Source organism: Yinghuangia soli (assembly GCF_021502675.1).
In the GTDB taxonomy this organism is placed as follows: domain Bacteria; phylum Actinomycetota; class Actinomycetes; order Streptomycetales; family Streptomycetaceae; genus Yinghuangia; species Yinghuangia soli.
The window spans coordinates 1-15,853 of sequence record NZ_JAKFHA010000011.1; the positions used below are offsets into that span (position 1 = coordinate 1).

Below are 15,853 nucleotides of genomic sequence, written 5' to 3' on the forward strand. Positions count from 1 at the left end.
GGGGGGCGGGGGGGGGGGGGGGGGGGGGGGGGGGGGGGGGCGGGGGGGGGGGGGGCCCCGCGCCCCCCCCCCGCGCCATCGGGGGAACCATCGTCGAGTACGGCGTCCTCGCTCACCCGCAAGGGCCCTTCGAGGGCGTGCGGTTCGCGCCCGGGTCCCTGGACGTCCCGGCCGCCGAGCAGCTCGGCCGGGTCAAGATGCTGCGCGACCACGACCGCCTTAGCCCGATCGGTGTACTGGCCTCGTACGAGGACGGGCCGGAACGGGCCACGGCGACCTTCCGGTTCGGCCGGTCGGCCGCCGCCGCCGAGGCGGCGGACCTCGCCGAGGACGGCGTACTCGACGGTCTCTCCGTCGGCGTCGATCCGATCGAGTGGACCGAGCACGACGACGGGTCGATCACCGTCACCCGGGCCCGGCTGTTCGAAGTGTCCCTGGTCGCCATGCCCGCGCTCGACAACGCGCGCGCGACCGCCATCACGGCCGCCGGGACGGCCGACTCCCCAGACAGGAACCGCACCATGCCCCAGCAGGACACCCCGGCCGTCCCGGGCCAGCTCGACATCGAGGCGGCCGTCCGGCGCGCTCTGGCCGAGCAGCAGGCCGCGCCCGAGCCGACTCCCCAGGCCGCCCCGTCCGAGGCCGCTCCGCTGCCGCCTGGGCCCTCGGACGGGGCCACCATCACCGCCAGCTCGACCGCGCCGCGCGCGCTCGGCCTGTCGGCCGCACCGCGCCCGGAGCAGTACGCGGGCATGCGGGGCCGGAACGGCGAGTGGATCACCGCCGGAGACTACGTCGTTGCCCTCGCGGCCGGTCTGCGAGAAGGCGACTGGGCGAAGTTCAGCGCGATCAAGGCCGCCGTGGTCGACCAGCTCTCTTCGGACACGCCGGGCCTGCTTCCCCAGCAGATCGTCGGGGACATGCTCGGCCGCGCGTCCGGCCGTCGGCCGGTCTTCGACTCGTTCAGCGCACGGGCCATGCCGATGATCGGCGAGAAGTTCTCTCGACCGAAGATCAGCCAGCACGTCAAGGTGGACGAGCAGGCCACCCAGAAGACCGAAGTGGCCAGCCAGAAGTACAAGGTGGTCCTTGAGGACGTCGCCAAGAAGACCCTTGGCGGCGTGCTGGACATCGCCCAGCAGGCGATCGACTGGACCAGCCCCGCGCTCCTGAACGAGCTGATGGCCGACTTCACCCGCATCTACATCTCCCGTACGGAGACGCTGGCTTGTACGTCCCTGGTCGCCGGAGCGACCGGTACGGCAGTCACGTGGGACGGCAAGGCGGCGACCCTGAACGCGGCCCTCGCCAAGGCGGCCGGGTCGGTCTACGGCGCCCTCGGAGACGATGTCGACGCGTTCCCGAACACGGTCTGGATGTCCGTGGACATGTGGATCACGCTCGGCGGTCTGTCCGATGAGACCGGCCGCCCGCTGCTCCCGTTCATCGGCGCGCAGAACGCAACCGGCATGATCGACCTGTCCGACCCGAGCAACGGCCCGACGAACTCCCCGTTCCGGTGGGTGGTCGGCAAGCAGCTCCCGGCCGGAACGATGATCGTCGGGGACCGCGCGTACACCGAGTCCTACGAGAACGGCCGCCGGTTCCTTCAGGTGGTCCGGCCCGACGTCCTGGGCCTGGACCTGGCGTACATGGGCTACGTCGCCTGCTACTTCCCGTACCCGAAGACCGGCGTCCCGATCAAGGTCACGCCGCCGTCCGAGGGCAAGTGACCCATGCCGCGAGAGATCACGGCGGCCGAGGTCGGGCAGATCATGGGTCTTGACCCCCTGCCCGACCCCGGTACGACCGATCGCTACTGGCTGGATCGGGCGGTCGAGGCGGTCAACGTCTCCGGCCCCGGAACCACGCCGCGCGTACGCGAGTTGGCGCCGGAAGCGGACTGGCCGGCCGATGTGCGGACGGCGTTCATGATGCAGGCCCAAAGGCTGTTCGCGCGCCGCTCCTCGCCGACCGGCGTCACCGGCTACACGGACGCCGGGCCGTCGTACGTGGCCCGTTGGGACCCGGACGTGGAACGCCTGCTTCAGATCGGCTCGTGGGCCCCGGGGAGGATCGGATGAGCCGGACCATGGTGCAGATCATGACGGACATGCGGGAGTTCCTGGCCCCGGCCACGGACCGCCCCGTCGTGGTCGATCCGCGCAACCTCGTTCCGCCGTGCGTCCTGGTGCCCCCGCCGAACATGCAGCCATCCGGGGGAACGATGTGCGCGCCGCGCACTGCCGTTCACCGGCTGCTCGTGCTCGGCCTGCCGGGGGCCTGGGCCGAGTTCGGGCCGCTGTCCGAACTCCTCGACGACATCCTGGGCCGCCTCGAAGACGGCCCCGGGTGGGTGTCGGCCGACCTGATCGCCTACGAACCGTTCGTGGACCCTGCTTCGGGCGAACCGAGCATGGCCTACGAGATCCGCGTAGAGGAGTACGCCTGATGACCGTCACCGAATCCAAGCTCAAGGAAGGCGCGTTGGTCTTCGGGCCCGCTGACACGCCGCTCCTGACCGTCTCGTGTCAGGCCACCGAAGTGTCCCTGGAACCCTCGTTCTCCGACGCCGGAGAGGCTGTCGAGGTGTTGTGCGGGGATGACCTCGCGCCCAGCTCGAAGACGTCCTGGGTCCTGAAGTTCACCGGCATCCAAGACTGGGAGAACAAAGAGGGGTTCATCAACTTCGCCTTCGACCACGACGGCGAGGTGGTGCCCTTCAAGTTCACGCCCAAGAAGGGCGGCGTGGCCTTCACGCAGGACGTGACCGTCAAGGCCCTGACGATCGGCGGTGCGGTGAACACCCGCCTCACGTCGTCCGCCGAGTGGCCGTGCGCGGGCAAGCCGCAGCGTGTCGAGCCGCCGCCGACCGGCAGCGCCCCGGCGCCGAGCAGCGGCCCCGCGAAGGGCTGAGCCGTGGCCGGGACGACGCTCTACACCGTCGACGGCATGCGCGAGGTACGCCGCGCGCTACGCCGCGCGGGCGGCCGTGAGCTGCTGTCCGAGCTGCGCGACGAACACAAGTGGCTCGCCGAGTTCGTCAAGAACAACGCGGCCCATCTGGTACCGCGCCGCACCGGACGCCTTGCGGCGACCATGCGCGCGTCCGGCACCAACACCATGGCCACGGTGCGCGCGGGCGGTGCCCGCGCGCGCTACGCCGGGCCGGTGCACTGGGGTTGGCCCGGCCGACCGAACCGCGCCAAGGGCTGGCGCGGCGGCCCGATCCGGGCCAATCCCTGGATCGCCCTTGCGGCCCAGCGCACCGAACCCGAGTGGGCCGAGCACTACAACCAGGCGCTTACGCGCCTGATGGAACGCATCTCGAACGGAGACTGAAGGTGGCAGCGAAGACGGCGAAGAAGCGCACGACGGCGCCCCGGCCGGCAAAAGTCCAGACCCGGGAAAAGCCGGTGTACGTGGCGGACTTCGGGGACCTCACCGGCCCGGAGACGGACCGGGTGTTCGCCCTGGTCGGCATCAAGGCCGACCAGATGGGCGAGAACTTCATGTCCGTGATGGCGGCCACGGCCGTCGTGATCGAGCAGCGCAAGCGCCCGGCGCTGCCTGACTCGACGTGGAAGACCCTCAAGATGCGGGACATCGAAGTGCGCGACGTGCCGGACCTCGACAACGACGCGGACCCTACGTCCGAGCCGTCCGAGAGCGGGTGATCCTCGCGCGGGCCTGGGGCTGCACTCCGGCCGAGGTCCGCCACTGCACGAACAGCGAAGTCGCCCACATGTGGCGGCTGCTCGAAGAACTCCGCGACCGGGACGCGGGCCCTTAGGGGTTGACGTACGCGGGTCTCCTGTACGTCTCCCGGATCACGTACAGGAGGTCCCGTCATGGGACGGCCCGCAACGCTGGCGATCCGCGTCACCGCCGACGCTCGCCAGGCTGAGCAGGAAGCACAGCGCGCCCAGGGCGTGTTCGGGCGCCTCTCGGACTCGCTGAAGGGGACCGGGGGCGCGCTGCTCGCCGGGGCCGGTCTTGCCTCGTTCACGGGCTTTCTCGGCAGCGCGGTCAGCAAGGCGGACCAGCTCAACCAGGCCATGGGCGGCATTGATGCCGTCTTCAAGGAGTCCGCCGGGACGGTCAAGCAGTGGGGCCGCGACGCGGCCCAGTCCGTCGGCCTGAGCGCGACCGCGTACGACCAGACCGCCGCCAAGCTCGGCGCGTCGCTGAAGAACCAGGGTGTCGCACAGCAGGAGTTGGCCGGGACCACCGACGGCCTGATCAAGCGCGCGGCCGACCTTGCGTCGGTCTTCGGGGGCACCACGCAAGAGGCCGTAGAGGCCCTAGGAGCCGCGTTCAGGGGTGAGGCCGACCCGGCGGAGCGGTACGGCCTGAACCTGTCTCAGACGGCCGTCAACGCGTACAAGAGCGCCAACGCACAGCGGAACCTGACCGACGTCCAAGCGCGGATGGAACTGCTGTTCAAGCAGTCCGCCGACTCGGCCGGGAACTTCGCCAAGGAGTCGAGCACCCTCGAAGGGCAACAGCAACGGCTGAACGCCCAGTGGGAGAACATGCAAGCTGCCCTTGGGCAGAAGCTGTTGCCCGTGGTGATCGCGGTCGCCACGTGGTTCAACTCCACGCTTCTGCCGGGGCTCAAGGACACGGCCCAGTGGCTACAGGCCAACGTGGTGCCCGCGTTCGTGCTGCTCGGCGGCATCCTGACCGGGACCATCATCCCGGCCATCATCAGCACCGCCCAGTGGTTCCGCTCGAACCTGGACATCATCGTCCCGGTGTCGGTCGCCATCGGCGTGATGGCGCTCGCGCTCGGCGGCCCGTACCTCGCGGCCGTCATCGCGGCCAACGTCCAAGGGCTCATCTGGGTGGCCCGGTTGGGCGCCCAGGCCGCCGCGCAAGGCGTGGTCACGCTCGCCACGGGCGCGTGGACGGCGGCCCAATGGCTCCTGAACGTCGCGCTCAACGCGAACCCCATCGGGCTGGTCATCGCGGCCATTGCCGCGCTCGCGGCCGGGATCTACATCGCGTACCAGAGGAGCGAGACGTTCCGGGCCATCTGCGACAAGGTCTGGTCGGTCATGAAGGCGTGGGGCTCGTTCGTCGGGTCGGTCTTCATCGGCTACTTCAACCTGTGGAAGGACGCCATCGGCTTCGTGGTCGACAACCTGGGCAAGGTCGTTGACTGGCTCGGCCGGATCAACGTCCCGAACCCCCTGGGCCTGATCCGCGACGCGTTCGACGCGATCAAGAACAGCATCGGTTGGGCGACGGACAAGGCGAACGACTTCCTCAAGGTGCTGGGCAAGATCCCGGGCGTGAAGGCCGTGGGCAACTTCATCGGCTCGCTCGTGGGCCGGAGTTCGGCGTCCGCCACCCTGTCCGCGGAAAAGGCCGGCACAAGGGCCGGAGTCTACGAACAGCCCTTCGCCACAAGGGATCTGTCCCTCATTCAGCCCATGACGCTGTTCGTCAACATCGACGGCGCCCAGCTTCAGGGGCGCATCTCCCGCACCGTCCGGGGCGCCATGCTCGCCGACGGCGCCCGCTACGCCGCGAGGGGTTGGGCCTGATGGCACTGTCCGCTGAACTGACGTCCGGCGCCTACGCACCCGTTCGGGTGAGCGTCGAAGGAATCGACGCGGCCGACGGGCCGGTCAAGCTGTTCCTGTGGCGGTCGAGCGAGGTCGACGCCCTGATTGAGCCGCGCGCCGGGTGGCGCGTGGTGTCCGTGCTGGACCTCGACCAGGGCACCACGACGGCCGAACTCGTCGACGACGGCCGGAACGTCACGCCGGGTATGTACCTGGCCCCGCCCATCGGCGTGCCCCTGACCTATCAGGCCCAGGTCCAGAAGGACGGGGCGCCGGTCGCCACGGCCGACGTGGTCGGTACGCCCGTCGTGCTCCGGGTGTGGCCCGACCCGCGTCTGTCGCTCACCGCCGAGCAGAACGCGGCCGACCGCTCGAAGTTCACGTTCACGATCAAGGGCGGCAAGACCGACTCGGCCACCCTCGACCCGGGCGACGGCGGGAACCTGATCACCGTCCCCCTGACCGGCGGAGAGGGCCGCGCAACCTACGGGTACACCGACCCCGGGCACCACACCTACCGGGCGTGCGTCACCGTCCCCGCGCCGGTCCGCTGGACCACCTGGGAGCGCCTGGGCGCCGACATCCCGAACTGGGCCGTCGTGCCCGACTCGTTCGGCCGGTGGGACGTCGCCACCCTTGACGCCGAGACGGCATGCACCGAGGTCAGCCCCGACGTGGGCAAGGCGACCATCTGGGCCGAGCCCCACCTGAACCCGTGGCCGTACGCACAGATCACGGCGTGGATCGGCGACCCCGACGACGTGCAGCGATGGACGATCGAGCGGATCGTCCCGGACTCGCCCCCGGACCTGAACACGGTCATCTTCGTCACGGAATCCAATCCGGCCGGCCTGTCGCTCGAAGACAACGAAATCCCTTTGGGAGTACCGGTCGTCTACCGGCTGCACGTGCTCTACAAGAACGGGACGACGTACGAGATTGATGCCCAGGTCGTCACCCTCGACGGCACGCGCGGATGCTTCCTGACGTCGACAGGCACTGGCCAGACGATGCCGGTTCAGGTCCAGTCATGGAGTGAGCGAGCCCGCGCCGCGCGGCAAGCCCTGCTTGAGATCCAAGCGCGGGAAGACCCGGTGGTCCTGTCCGACGTCCACACCACACCCTCATCAACGCTCGTGTTCCTGACCAGGACACGCGGCGAACTGGTGAACCTCCGGGCCGTGTTGACCGAGACACGGCTGTGCGTCCTTCGCACGCAGCCGAGTTCGTCCCTGGAAACGGTGTACTTCGCCGTCGGCAACATCACCGAAGGTCGGCTGTACCCCGGCCGGGGCGACCGGTGGGAACGGCTCGTGCAGGTTGAGGCCCAGGAGGTCGCGCCCGTCCCGGCCACGGCCCGGCTCTTGCATGTGTCCTGGGAAGACGTCGGGGCGCGGTGGGCGACGTGGGCCGACGTCGGGGCCGCCGTCCCGACGTGGCAGGACCTCGCGGGCTGGAACCCGGAGCGTGCGGCGTGAGGGCCCGTAGCCCGGCCTGGGACTACGTCATCCCGTCGTGCCACGGCATCGCGGCTGAGGTCACGTCGTGGCGCTCCGGCGTGCAGCTCGGCGCGGTGCCGCTGCTCGGCGGAGAGATCACCTACGACGACACGGCCCTACTCCGCCGCCGCCTGACCCTGTCTGTCCCGAACCGGATGCCGGACGGCCGCAGCTTCGACCCGGGAGACGACGCGGCGGCCCCTCTCGCCGTCTACGGCTCCCGTCTGCGGGTCATGGCCGGGATCGTCCATCCCAACGGCTCTACGGAGCTTCTACGGCATGGCTGGTATCTGGTCACTGAGTGGGAGCGCGACGAAGCGGCGCGCACGGTCGAGGTAACCGCCGTGGACCTCGCCCAGCTCCTGGACGACGCGCGCCACCTGGGCACCGAATCGCCCCCGGCCGGGAGCACCTACGCGGCCGAGTTCACGCGCCTTGTGGACGGGCTGTTGCCGGTCCGGATCGCGCCCGGACTTCCCGACCGGCGCATTCCGCCGGGCACCGTATGGGACCGGGAAAGGCCCAAGAACCTGACGGAACTGTGCCGAGCCTGGGGAGCGCGCTGGTTTATCGACGACGACGGATACGCCACGGCCGCCCCGGCGTATTCCGACGTCACCCCGGCCACGCCGACGGACGTCCGGTTCGTTTCCGGCCGCCGGGGGACCGTGGTCAACCGGCGCCGGGCCGCATCCCGGGATCGGCTCTATAACGCGGTGGTCGCCACGGGAAAGGCGCCCCCGGAATCGAGCAGCTACGCCCCGTCGGCGGTCGCCACGATCGATTCCGGCCCGATTGCTTGGGACGGCCCGTACGGCCGCAAACCGCGCTTCTACCAATCCGACCTACTGGTGACCAATGACCAGTGCCAGGAGGCGGCCCGGAACATCCTCGCGCGGTCGAGCTCGGTATCCCGTTCCGAGCCGATCACGGCCGTTCCCGATCCGGCTCTGGAATTGGGCGACGTCGCCCAGGTGCTCACCGGCGGCCAGTCCTTCACCGGCCGCGTTTCCTCGATCAAGCTCCCGTTGATCGCGGATGGCCCGATGGAAGTCACCGTGACCAATCAGCCCGCCCAGGAAGAGGAGTCCTGAATGCCGACCGTGGGTCAGCTCCTATCGCTCGAACCCGTCCAAGGCACCGCCGTCCGCATCTTCCTAGGTGACGCCAAGAACCCGGCCGCGACCGCCACGGACGTATTCGTCCGGGGGCCGTCCGGCGGGACCACAATCCGCGCCCTGGTGCCGGACGGAATGACCCTCGCCGACGGGGACCGCGTGCTTCTCCTGGTCGCCGAGGAAGTCAATGCCGTGATCGCTCGCCTTCAAAACTGACCGCCCGGCCGGCCGACGTAATCGCCCGATTACGCGAGCTGTGCCGGCCTCCGTCTCCGACGGAATACCTCGAGGATTTTCCATGACGAAGTACACGCCCAACTTTCGCCTTCCATATCCCGAGCCGGGCGACCAGCCGCGCGGCGACACGCAGATTCAGGCGCTCGCCACAGCGGCAGAAAAGGCGCTCGGGTCGGCGTACCTCTCGGCGTCGTTCAGCGGGTCTTTCCAGCTCCTTACGGACGCCTGGGGACTGCTCCCGCTGAACATCGTCCTCACGAATCTGCCGGACGGCTCGTACTTCACGTACGACGAAGCGGCCAGAAAGTGGACGGTCAAGAAGAACGGCTATTACCGCATCGATGCGCGACTGGCCCTGAACGGCAATCAGACCGACCTGACTTTCGGCATCGCCACGAATGCCGAGGGATCGCCGGACGGGAAGTTCTCGGCGTACTCCACTCTGTGGACCCGCGACGCTTCCACGACCGAGTACGCGTGGCTGAAAGCAGGGGACACCCTGTCCTTCTGGGCCAAGTCCAGCCCGGCCGCCGTGGCGACCTTCGCACGCCTCGCGGTCGACTACTGCTCACCGCCGGTCGGGGGCGCCCCGACGCACTACTACACCGGCACGGACTACCCCCAGGAGCCGACGAACGCGGCTTGAATGTAGCCAAGTTGGGGCTTGCTGGTTGACCTCAACAGCGGTAACCGAGAGTATCCCACCCGGTCACTCGTACGAACCAAAAGCCAGTGTCCTAGACTGATCGCGCTTTCCCCGCTACAGCCCAAGCAGGACAACGCCGATAACACGGACAGTCCTGCCACATCGGACGATATCTGTTCAGAAGACGCTCGCCTGTGAGAACAGCGCGCGCGAGCAACCGACGAACGCGAACCACCCCAGAAGCACTGTCGCCGACGCTCGGGGAGACCGATGACCGCCGAGACGGAAACCCACGTCCGGTTGGCGACCCTGCGCCTCCTCTACCGGGTCGTCGCGGACCTCAACGCCACCCGCGATCTGCGCGACACGCTGCAGGCCGTCGCGGACGGCGTCGTCTCCGGGCTCGGGTTCGGTGCCGCGGCGGTCAACCTGGTGCGCGACGACGGCGACCTGGAGGTGGCCGCGGTCGCGGGCAGCGAGGAGCTGGCTGCCGCGATGGCCGGCCAGATCGGCCCCCGTCCCGACTGGGAGCGCCTCTTGGCGGTCGCCGAGCAGTGGGGCCCGCTGCGCTTTCTGAGCCACCGTCAGGGCTGCGCGCTGCACGGCCGGGTGCCCACCTGGGTGCCCGACATCCCGGTCAGCGACCACCCGGATGCCTGGCATCCGTACGACGCCCTGCTCGCCCCGCTCACCACGCCCGAAGGCGAACTGGTCGGCATCCTCTCCGTCGACCTCCCGGTCGACGGCCGCAGACCCGGGCCGTGGCGCTGTGAAGTGCTCGGCATGTTCGCGGCCCAGGCCGCCATCGCCGTCGACAACGCCCGGCTGCGCAGCGAGATGGTCCGCGCGGTGGCGCGCCTGGAGGACGAGCAGCACGCCCTGCGGGCCAGCGAGGAGAGTTTCCGGCACGCCTTCGAGTACGCCCCCAGCGGCATGGTGATGACCGGCGTGCGCGGCCACGACCGCGGCCGCCTGCTGCGCGCCAACGACGCGCTGTGCCGCATGCTCGGCTACCCCGGCCAGGTGCTGCGCCGCCTCGGCCTGGCCGCGGTGGTGCACCCGGACGACCGCGACCTGCTGGCCGGGCACCTGGGCGGCAGCACGCCCGTCGAGGGCTGCACCGAACTGCGGCTGGCACGCAGCGACGGCACCTACCGCTGGGTCTCGCTGCGCACTTCACACGTGGGGGACGGGGACGGCAACCCCCGGTTTCTGCTCACCCACATCGAGGACGTCGAGGACCGCAGGCTGCGCGAGCAGGCGCTCGTGCACCAGGCCAGCCACGACCCGCTGACCGGCCTGCCCAACGGCCGCGAGCTGCGCGCCCGGCTGGATGCGACGTTCACCCGGAGCCCGCGCCTGGCCGAATTCCCGCCCGGCGTCCCGCACGTCGGCACCGGCCTCATCACGGGCGACGGCAAGGGCCTTGCGCTGCTCTTCTGCGACCTGGACGGCTTCAAGCGCATCAACGACGACTACGGCCACCACATCGGCGACGTGGTGCTGGTCGAGGTGGCCCGCCGGCTCACCGCCGCGGTCCGCGAAGGCGACACCGTCGCGCGCCTGGGCGGCGACGAATTCGTCGTCCTCGCGGACGGCATCGGACGTGACGAAGCCCACGATCTCGCGGTGCGGCTGCGCCGCGCGCTGTCCGTGCCGATCCGCGCCGAGGGTGAAACCGTGCCGCTGGACGGCGCCAGCTTCGGCATCGCCTGGGCCGATTCCGCGGAAAAGCCCGAAGACCTGCTGCGCATCGCCGACGAGCGCATGTACCGGCAGAAGCGCGGGCGCGAGCGCGCGCAGCGCCGGGCCGGCTGAAAGCCGCGAACACCTGCTTGGTTGCACCCGTTCGGCGGATCCGCCCGGCCCCGGTTTGTGGTCCAGGCGATGGACTGTGGCCATCCCGCGGCCCGTCGCCCGTTAGTGTGATGCACCAGCCTGTCGACTCGAATCGTTGATTCTGCCGGTCGACGGCCCCGGCCGACGCACTGACTCACAGGAAGGGCGGACCCGATGACGGTGGGTACCGAGGGAGAGCCGGACGACCCGTTCGGCTACCTGTACCGCCCCGGCCCGGGTGATGCGCAAGGGGGCGGCACCGCCGCACCCGCAGGGTTCGGCTCGTCACCTGTCCAGGTCGGCCAGACGCGGTACGGCCAGCCCCCGCCGTACACCCAGCAGCACCCGCAGCCCCCGCACGCGCAGCCCTACGCTGCCCCGTCCGACGACCAGGCCACCCAGGCCATACCGGGAGCGATCCCGGCCGCTGCCCCTGCGGGCCAGGTCCCGACGCCGCGCCGCGAAGGCGGCGGGCACGGCGGCCACGGCGGTTCCCGGGGCTCCTCGCGCGGCTCGCGCGGTCCGCTGATCGGCGCGGTCGTCGCGATCGTCGTGGTGATCGCGATCATCGGTGCGGTCCTCGCGATGGACAAGGACGACGAGCCCGCCGCCAAGGGCGGCTCCGGCACCACGCCGCCGGTCAGCACCACCGGGCAGTCCTCGGCGCCGGCCACCTCCGGGGCGCCGAGCACGCCCTCGAACGGCCGGATCGGCGAGACCGAGGCCGAGAACGCGGCCCTCATCGGCGCCACCGTCGGCACCGACGGCAAGGGCTTCACCGGCACCGGCTTCGTGACCAATCTCGGTCCGAACGCGTCGATCAGCTGGAACGTCGAGGTCCCGGACGGCGGGCAGTATCACCTGCGGGTGATGTACGCCAACGGCGAGGCGAAGGGCGAGGGCCAGCAGCGGGCCTTCAAGCCGCTCACGGTCGGCGTCAACGGCAAGGCGTCGTCGTCCCCGCTCCGGCTGTACGGGCTCGGGAACCCCGACACGTTCGGTTTCACGTGGGGCATAGTGACGCTGAAGCAGGGCGCCAACTCGCTGTCGCTGACCTGCACCGAAGCGGCCGGCTGCCCGGTCAAGGTGGACAGCGTCTCGGTGATGAAGGAAAAGCCGACGTCCTGATCCCCGTGCCTTGATCCGGTTTTGCGATCGCGGTGTCCCCGAGCCTCACCGGCCGGGGGACACCGCGATCGGCGTTCCGGGGCCGACGCCCAAGACCTCCGCGGCATTTCCGCCGTTGACGGCGACGGCCAGCAGGTCGGCCGAGTCGACCAGCACGACCGGTTGCCCGGCGTCCGCATCCGCGAACGTGCGGCCGAAAATCCCGGTGCAGCGCCGGTCGTCGACCGCGATCTCCAGCAAGTCGCCCGGCCGGAAGCCCAGTTCCTCGACGTGCCCGGGGCCGAGCGAGGTCTGCACGTTGCCGAAGCGGTCCACGGTGAGCACTTCGCCGTACCCGGTGCCCTCGCTGACGTACGCGACGGGGTCGGGCAGGCGCACCAGCCCGGCGAGCGGGAGCGGGTCGCCGGTCTGCTCGGGCGGCGTCCCGGCGGCCAGATGCGCCGCCACCGGGGCGAAGATGTCGCGCCCGTGGAACGTCGCCGACACCCGGTCGGCCATCAGCCGCGCCTCGGTGAGCCGGTAGGCGGCCGTCGCGCCGCCGAGGGCGTCCGCGGCCCACATCAGCAGGCCGTTGTCCGGCCCGACCAGCATGTGCCCGCCCGCGCACACCAGGACCGGCAGCCGCGCGGTGCCCACCCCCGGGTCCACGACCGCGACGTGCACGCCGGGCGGCAGGTACGGCAGGGTCTGGGCGAGCAGCGCCGCACCGCGCCGCACGTCGCCCGGCGGGACTTCGTGCGTGATGTCGAGGACCCGCGCAGCAGGCGCGATGCGGGCGATGGCGCCGTGGCAGGCGGCCACGAAGCCGTCCGCGGTGCCGTAGTCGGTCAGGAACGAGATGCGCGGGTCCATGGCGGCAACGCTACGTGCGCCGCGGCCCGTTCCCGCGCATTCCGGCCCGCGGTCGGGGCTGCACCCGGGCTACGGCCGCAGTTGGTACACCGTGGCGCCGCCGCCCACCGCAGTGGTCGACGGTCCCGTGGTGCTCGGTGTCGGCGCGGAATCGGGCGATGCCGTCGCGGACGAGGAGTCCGCGGTCGCCGCGACGAGGTGGAAGCGGTCGTCCGAGGCCAGCTGGCCGGACAGGTCGACGCCGCTGAACTGGTCGTACTTCCAGCGCATCCGGCCGTCCTTGGCGCCGATTCCGAACGCTGCGGCCGGGTGGCCGCCGTCCGCGCTCATCCCGACGCACACGACTCCGCCGGCCACCTGGGGAGCGGTCAGAGCGCCCGCGGCCGGCGAGTTCCACTCCCACACGAACCGGCCCGTGGCGATGTCGACCGCGTAGACCTTGCCGCCGGTCTGCGGCGGCGGTGCGGTCGCGGTCGGCGTCGGGGAGGGTGTCGCGGTCTCCGTGACGCGCCCGGCCTGCCGGTCGGAAGGCCACGCCGAGACGTACATGGTCGGCCCGTCCACGATCGCCGACGAGATCATCAGGCCGGGCGGCTTGAACTGCCAGCGCACGCCGCCGGTGGACGCATCGACGGCTTGGATCCAGGCGTCGACTTTGTCGCGGTCCGCCTGGTCGCTGCCATTGGTGAGGACGAAGACGCTGCTCGTGGCCGCGTCGGCCTTGAGCCGTGGCCCGCTCCCGGCAGGGAGGTTGTCGCGGCGCCACAGCGGCTTGCCGTCCGCCAGGGACAGCGCGGTGACGACCCGGTATTCGGCGTACGACGTCGAGGCGGAATCGGTGACGCTGCGCACATACGCGCGGTCCGCGGAGGCAGTCGCGGCGGTCATCCACTGGCCTTTGGGCACTGGCCACGTCCACAGGCGGGAGCCGTCCGCCAGCCGGAGCCCGTAGACGGCCCCGCTCTCGCTGGAGCTGTCCGGGCTGCACGCCACCACCACGGTGCCGCCTTCGATCCAGGGCGCCTTCGCGTCCGGGGCGTTCTGCGGCAGCGGGAACGTCCAGGCCTGCTCCCCGGAAACAGCCTGGTACGCCACGACTTTGCCCTTGGCGATGTCGCTCGACGAGTCGGTGGGCGGCGCGACGGTGACCACCAGCAGGTCGTCCGCGGTCTGCGCCAGCTGCACATCGAGGGAGTCGAACTGCGCCTCCCACAGCGGTGTGCCGTCATCGAGCCGGAAGGCATAGACAGTGCTGTGGTACTTGCTCGGCGCGGAGCTCTCGGTCGGGGCCCAGGAGTGCGCGAACACTACGCCGTGCTTCTCGCTGACGACCGGACGGCCTACATACGGGCCTGCGGTGTTGCGCTGCCAGGCGCGTTCGCCGGAGCCGGTGTGCACGGCGGTGACCTTTGCGGCGACCCGCGCATCCTTGGTCGCGCCGCCCTGGCCGGCGAGCACCAGGTATTTGCCGGCCGCGGCGGCGTAGACGCCGGTCACCGAACCGATGGGCAGCTCCCAGGCTTTGCGCCCGCCGGGCTCGGAACTACGGGTCAGCGCCCAGCCGGTGACCGCGCCGACCGCGCTCACGCCGGCCACCGCGCCGCCGATGAGGACCGTGCGGCGGGACGGGCCGCGGCGGGCGGCCGGGAGCGGAGCGGGCCCGAAAGGTGCACCCGAAGTGGCGCCGGACGGCGGCCCGATCTGCGTCAGGCCCACGGTGGGCGGCGCCGCGGGCGGGGCCGGGACGGTCAGCGGCCCGGGAGCGGACCCCGGAAGGTGAGCGGTCAGAGGCGCGGTGCCGGGCATCGTCGGGGCCGCGCCGGGGAGGACGTCGGTGACTCCGTCCGCGCCGTTGTGCGGCCGCGTGGCGGGCGGCGTGCCGCCCGCGCCGGGTATGCGCAGGCCGCCGGACGAGTCGGCCGGGTCGGCGTTCTGGCGTTGGATCAGCTCGGCCAGCAGCGGCGCGGGCAGCCAGGCGCCGCCCGCGGCCGCCTCCGCGACATCCGCGTCGCCGACCGTGCGCTGCAGGATCGCGTCCAGCGTCGGCCGGTCGTCCGGGTTCTTGGCGAGGCAGTCCGCGATCAGCCCGCGCAGCCCGTCCGGGACGTTCTCCAGATTGGGCTCGCCGTGGATGATCTGGAAGAGCATCTGCATGGCGTTCTGCGGTGCGGCACCGAACGGCGAGCCCCCGCTCGCCGCGTACACCAGGACGCCGCCGAGCGCGAAGATGTCGCTGCGCTGGTCGAGTTGCCCGCCCGCGGCCTGCTCGGGGGACATGTACCCGGGCGAACCGACCGCGCCGCCGGGCGTGGTGAGGGTGTGGGTGGCGAAGTCGAGGGCGCGCGAGATGCCGAAGTCGATCACCCGGGGCCGGTCGCGGCCCAGGATCACGTTGGACGGCTTGAGGTCGCGGTGCACCAGGCCCGCGCGGTGGATCGCCATGAGCGCCTCGACCAGCTGCGCGGCCAGCACCCGCACCGCGCGCTCGGGCAGCGGCCCGTGCCCGGCGACCGCCTCGGACAGCGGTATGCCGCTCAGGTATTCGGTGGCGAGCCAGGGCGGGTCGGAGTCCGGGTCGGCCTCGGCGATCGGTGCGGTCCAGGCGCTGTCCACCCGCCGCGCGGCGGCCACTTCGCGGCGGAACCGGTCGCGGAAGCCCGGGTCGTGCGCGTACTCGGGGCGCACGGTCTTGACCGCGGCGCGCAGGCCGGCCGGCGAGACGCCGAGGAAGACCTCGCCCATGCCGCCTTCGCCGAGGCGTCCGCGCAGCCGGTACGGCCCGAGCTGGGTCGGATCTCCGGGACGAAGCGCCTCCATGACCACCATTCCCCGTGTCTCCCGCGTGGCAGGCAGTCTCCGCCGAGACGCGGGCGGCGGCGGAGAACGACCGCCAGACTAGTCGCCGCCCGCCGCGAAGGGGGCGGACCGGTGCCGGGCGCCGGGACTTGCGGGGCTTCCCTC

Annotated in this window: 15 protein-coding genes; 13 read left to right on the forward strand and 2 right to left on the reverse strand. The window is 71.1% G+C overall.

Annotated elements, in window-relative coordinates:
• Positions 1–137 precede the first annotated feature (137 nt).
• The 13 genes from LZ495_RS19425 to LZ495_RS19485 all read left to right on the forward strand — a co-directional run bounded on the left by LZ495_RS19425 (position 138) and on the right by LZ495_RS19485 (position 12,040).
• A complete protein-coding gene (locus LZ495_RS19425) occupies positions 138–1,733 on the forward strand; it encodes a phage major capsid protein (RefSeq protein ID WP_235053647.1) in 1,596 nt (531 codons plus the stop codon).
• Between the two features lie 42 nt (positions 1,734–1,775).
• Complete coding sequence (locus LZ495_RS19430) at positions 1,776–2,084, forward strand: hypothetical protein (RefSeq protein ID WP_235053649.1); 309 nt, start codon at positions 1,776–1,778, stop codon at positions 2,082–2,084.
• Positions 2,081–2,452: a hypothetical protein gene (locus LZ495_RS19435; RefSeq protein WP_235053651.1), complete on the forward strand. Its 372-nt coding sequence runs from the start codon at positions 2,081–2,083 to the stop codon at positions 2,450–2,452. The genes LZ495_RS19430 and LZ495_RS19435 overlap by 4 nt, the downstream gene beginning before the upstream one ends.
• Positions 2,452–2,916 carry a hypothetical protein gene (locus LZ495_RS19440; protein ID WP_235053652.1) on the forward strand — a complete coding sequence of 155 codons (465 nt, stop codon included), beginning with the start codon at positions 2,452–2,454 and terminating at the stop codon, positions 2,914–2,916. Before LZ495_RS19435 ends, LZ495_RS19440 begins: the two co-directional genes overlap by 1 nt.
• A 3-nt stretch (positions 2,917–2,919) precedes the next feature.
• Positions 2,920–3,342, forward strand: a complete 423-nt coding sequence (locus LZ495_RS19445) for a hypothetical protein (protein ID WP_235053653.1) — start codon at positions 2,920–2,922, stop codon at positions 3,340–3,342.
• Positions 3,343–3,344: 2 nt separating this feature from the next.
• On the forward strand, positions 3,345–3,677 hold the full coding sequence (locus tag LZ495_RS19450; protein WP_235053654.1) for a hypothetical protein: 333 nt from the start codon (positions 3,345–3,347) through the stop codon (positions 3,675–3,677).
• Between the two features lie 174 nt (positions 3,678–3,851).
• Positions 3,852–5,552, forward strand: a complete 1,701-nt coding sequence (locus LZ495_RS19455) for a hypothetical protein (protein WP_235053655.1) — start codon at positions 3,852–3,854, stop codon at positions 5,550–5,552.
• Positions 5,552–7,051 (forward strand): hypothetical protein, encoded by a 1,500-nt coding sequence (locus LZ495_RS19460; protein ID WP_235053656.1) that lies wholly within the window; start codon positions 5,552–5,554, stop codon positions 7,049–7,051. The genes LZ495_RS19455 and LZ495_RS19460 overlap by 1 nt, the downstream gene beginning before the upstream one ends.
• Positions 7,048–8,166: a DUF5047 domain-containing protein gene (locus tag LZ495_RS19465; RefSeq protein ID WP_235053657.1), complete on the forward strand. Its 1,119-nt coding sequence runs from the start codon at positions 7,048–7,050 to the stop codon at positions 8,164–8,166. Before LZ495_RS19460 ends, LZ495_RS19465 begins: the two co-directional genes overlap by 4 nt.
• Positions 8,167–8,406 carry a hypothetical protein gene (locus tag LZ495_RS19470; RefSeq protein ID WP_235053659.1) on the forward strand — a complete coding sequence of 80 codons (240 nt, stop codon included), beginning with the start codon at positions 8,167–8,169 and terminating at the stop codon, positions 8,404–8,406.
• 82 nt (positions 8,407–8,488) lie between these two features.
• Positions 8,489–9,073: a hypothetical protein gene (locus LZ495_RS19475; protein WP_235053660.1), complete on the forward strand. Its 585-nt coding sequence runs from the start codon at positions 8,489–8,491 to the stop codon at positions 9,071–9,073.
• Between the two features lie 270 nt (positions 9,074–9,343).
• Positions 9,344–10,891, forward strand: coding sequence for a diguanylate cyclase domain-containing protein (locus tag LZ495_RS19480; RefSeq protein ID WP_235053661.1), 1,548 nt, complete (start codon positions 9,344–9,346; stop codon positions 10,889–10,891).
• Between the two features lie 195 nt (positions 10,892–11,086).
• Positions 11,087–12,040 (forward strand): CBM35 domain-containing protein, encoded by a 954-nt coding sequence (locus LZ495_RS19485; RefSeq protein ID WP_235053662.1) that lies wholly within the window; start codon positions 11,087–11,089, stop codon positions 12,038–12,040.
• A 45-nt stretch (positions 12,041–12,085) separates the two neighbouring features.
• Here LZ495_RS19485 and LZ495_RS19490 read toward each other — a convergent pair whose 3' ends face one another.
• Both LZ495_RS19490 and LZ495_RS19495 read right to left on the reverse strand, forming a co-directional pair.
• Positions 12,086–12,892: an SAM hydrolase/SAM-dependent halogenase family protein gene (locus tag LZ495_RS19490; RefSeq protein WP_235053663.1), complete on the reverse strand. Its 807-nt coding sequence runs from the start codon at positions 12,890–12,892 to the stop codon at positions 12,086–12,088.
• A 69-nt stretch (positions 12,893–12,961) separates the two neighbouring features.
• A complete protein-coding gene (locus tag LZ495_RS19495) occupies positions 12,962–15,709 on the reverse strand; it encodes a protein kinase domain-containing protein (RefSeq protein ID WP_235053664.1) in 2,748 nt (915 codons plus the stop codon).
• Positions 15,710–15,853 lie beyond the last annotated feature (144 nt).

Coding starts and splice junctions, on each gene's coding strand:
- LZ495_RS19455 (WP_235053655.1), top strand. CDS start 3,852: ATGGGACGGCCCGCAACGCTGGCGATCCGCGTCACCGCCGACGCTCGC.
- LZ495_RS19430 (WP_235053649.1), top strand. CDS start 1,776: ATGGGTCTTGACCCCCTGCCCGACCCCGGTACGACCGATCGCTACTGG.
- LZ495_RS19460 (WP_235053656.1), top strand. CDS start 5,552: ATGGCACTGTCCGCTGAACTGACGTCCGGCGCCTACGCACCCGTTCGG.
- LZ495_RS19495 (WP_235053664.1), bottom strand. CDS start 15,709: ATGGAGGCGCTTCGTCCCGGAGATCCGACCCAGCTCGGGCCGTACCGG.
- LZ495_RS19475 (WP_235053660.1), top strand. CDS start 8,489: ATGACGAAGTACACGCCCAACTTTCGCCTTCCATATCCCGAGCCGGGC.
- LZ495_RS19480 (WP_235053661.1), top strand. CDS start 9,344: ATGACCGCCGAGACGGAAACCCACGTCCGGTTGGCGACCCTGCGCCTC.
- LZ495_RS19470 (WP_235053659.1), top strand. CDS start 8,167: ATGCCGACCGTGGGTCAGCTCCTATCGCTCGAACCCGTCCAAGGCACC.
- LZ495_RS19435 (WP_235053651.1), top strand. CDS start 2,081: ATGAGCCGGACCATGGTGCAGATCATGACGGACATGCGGGAGTTCCTG.
- LZ495_RS19490 (WP_235053663.1), bottom strand. CDS start 12,892: ATGGACCCGCGCATCTCGTTCCTGACCGACTACGGCACCGCGGACGGC.
- LZ495_RS19440 (WP_235053652.1), top strand. CDS start 2,452: ATGACCGTCACCGAATCCAAGCTCAAGGAAGGCGCGTTGGTCTTCGGG.
- LZ495_RS19485 (WP_235053662.1), top strand. CDS start 11,087: ATGACGGTGGGTACCGAGGGAGAGCCGGACGACCCGTTCGGCTACCTG.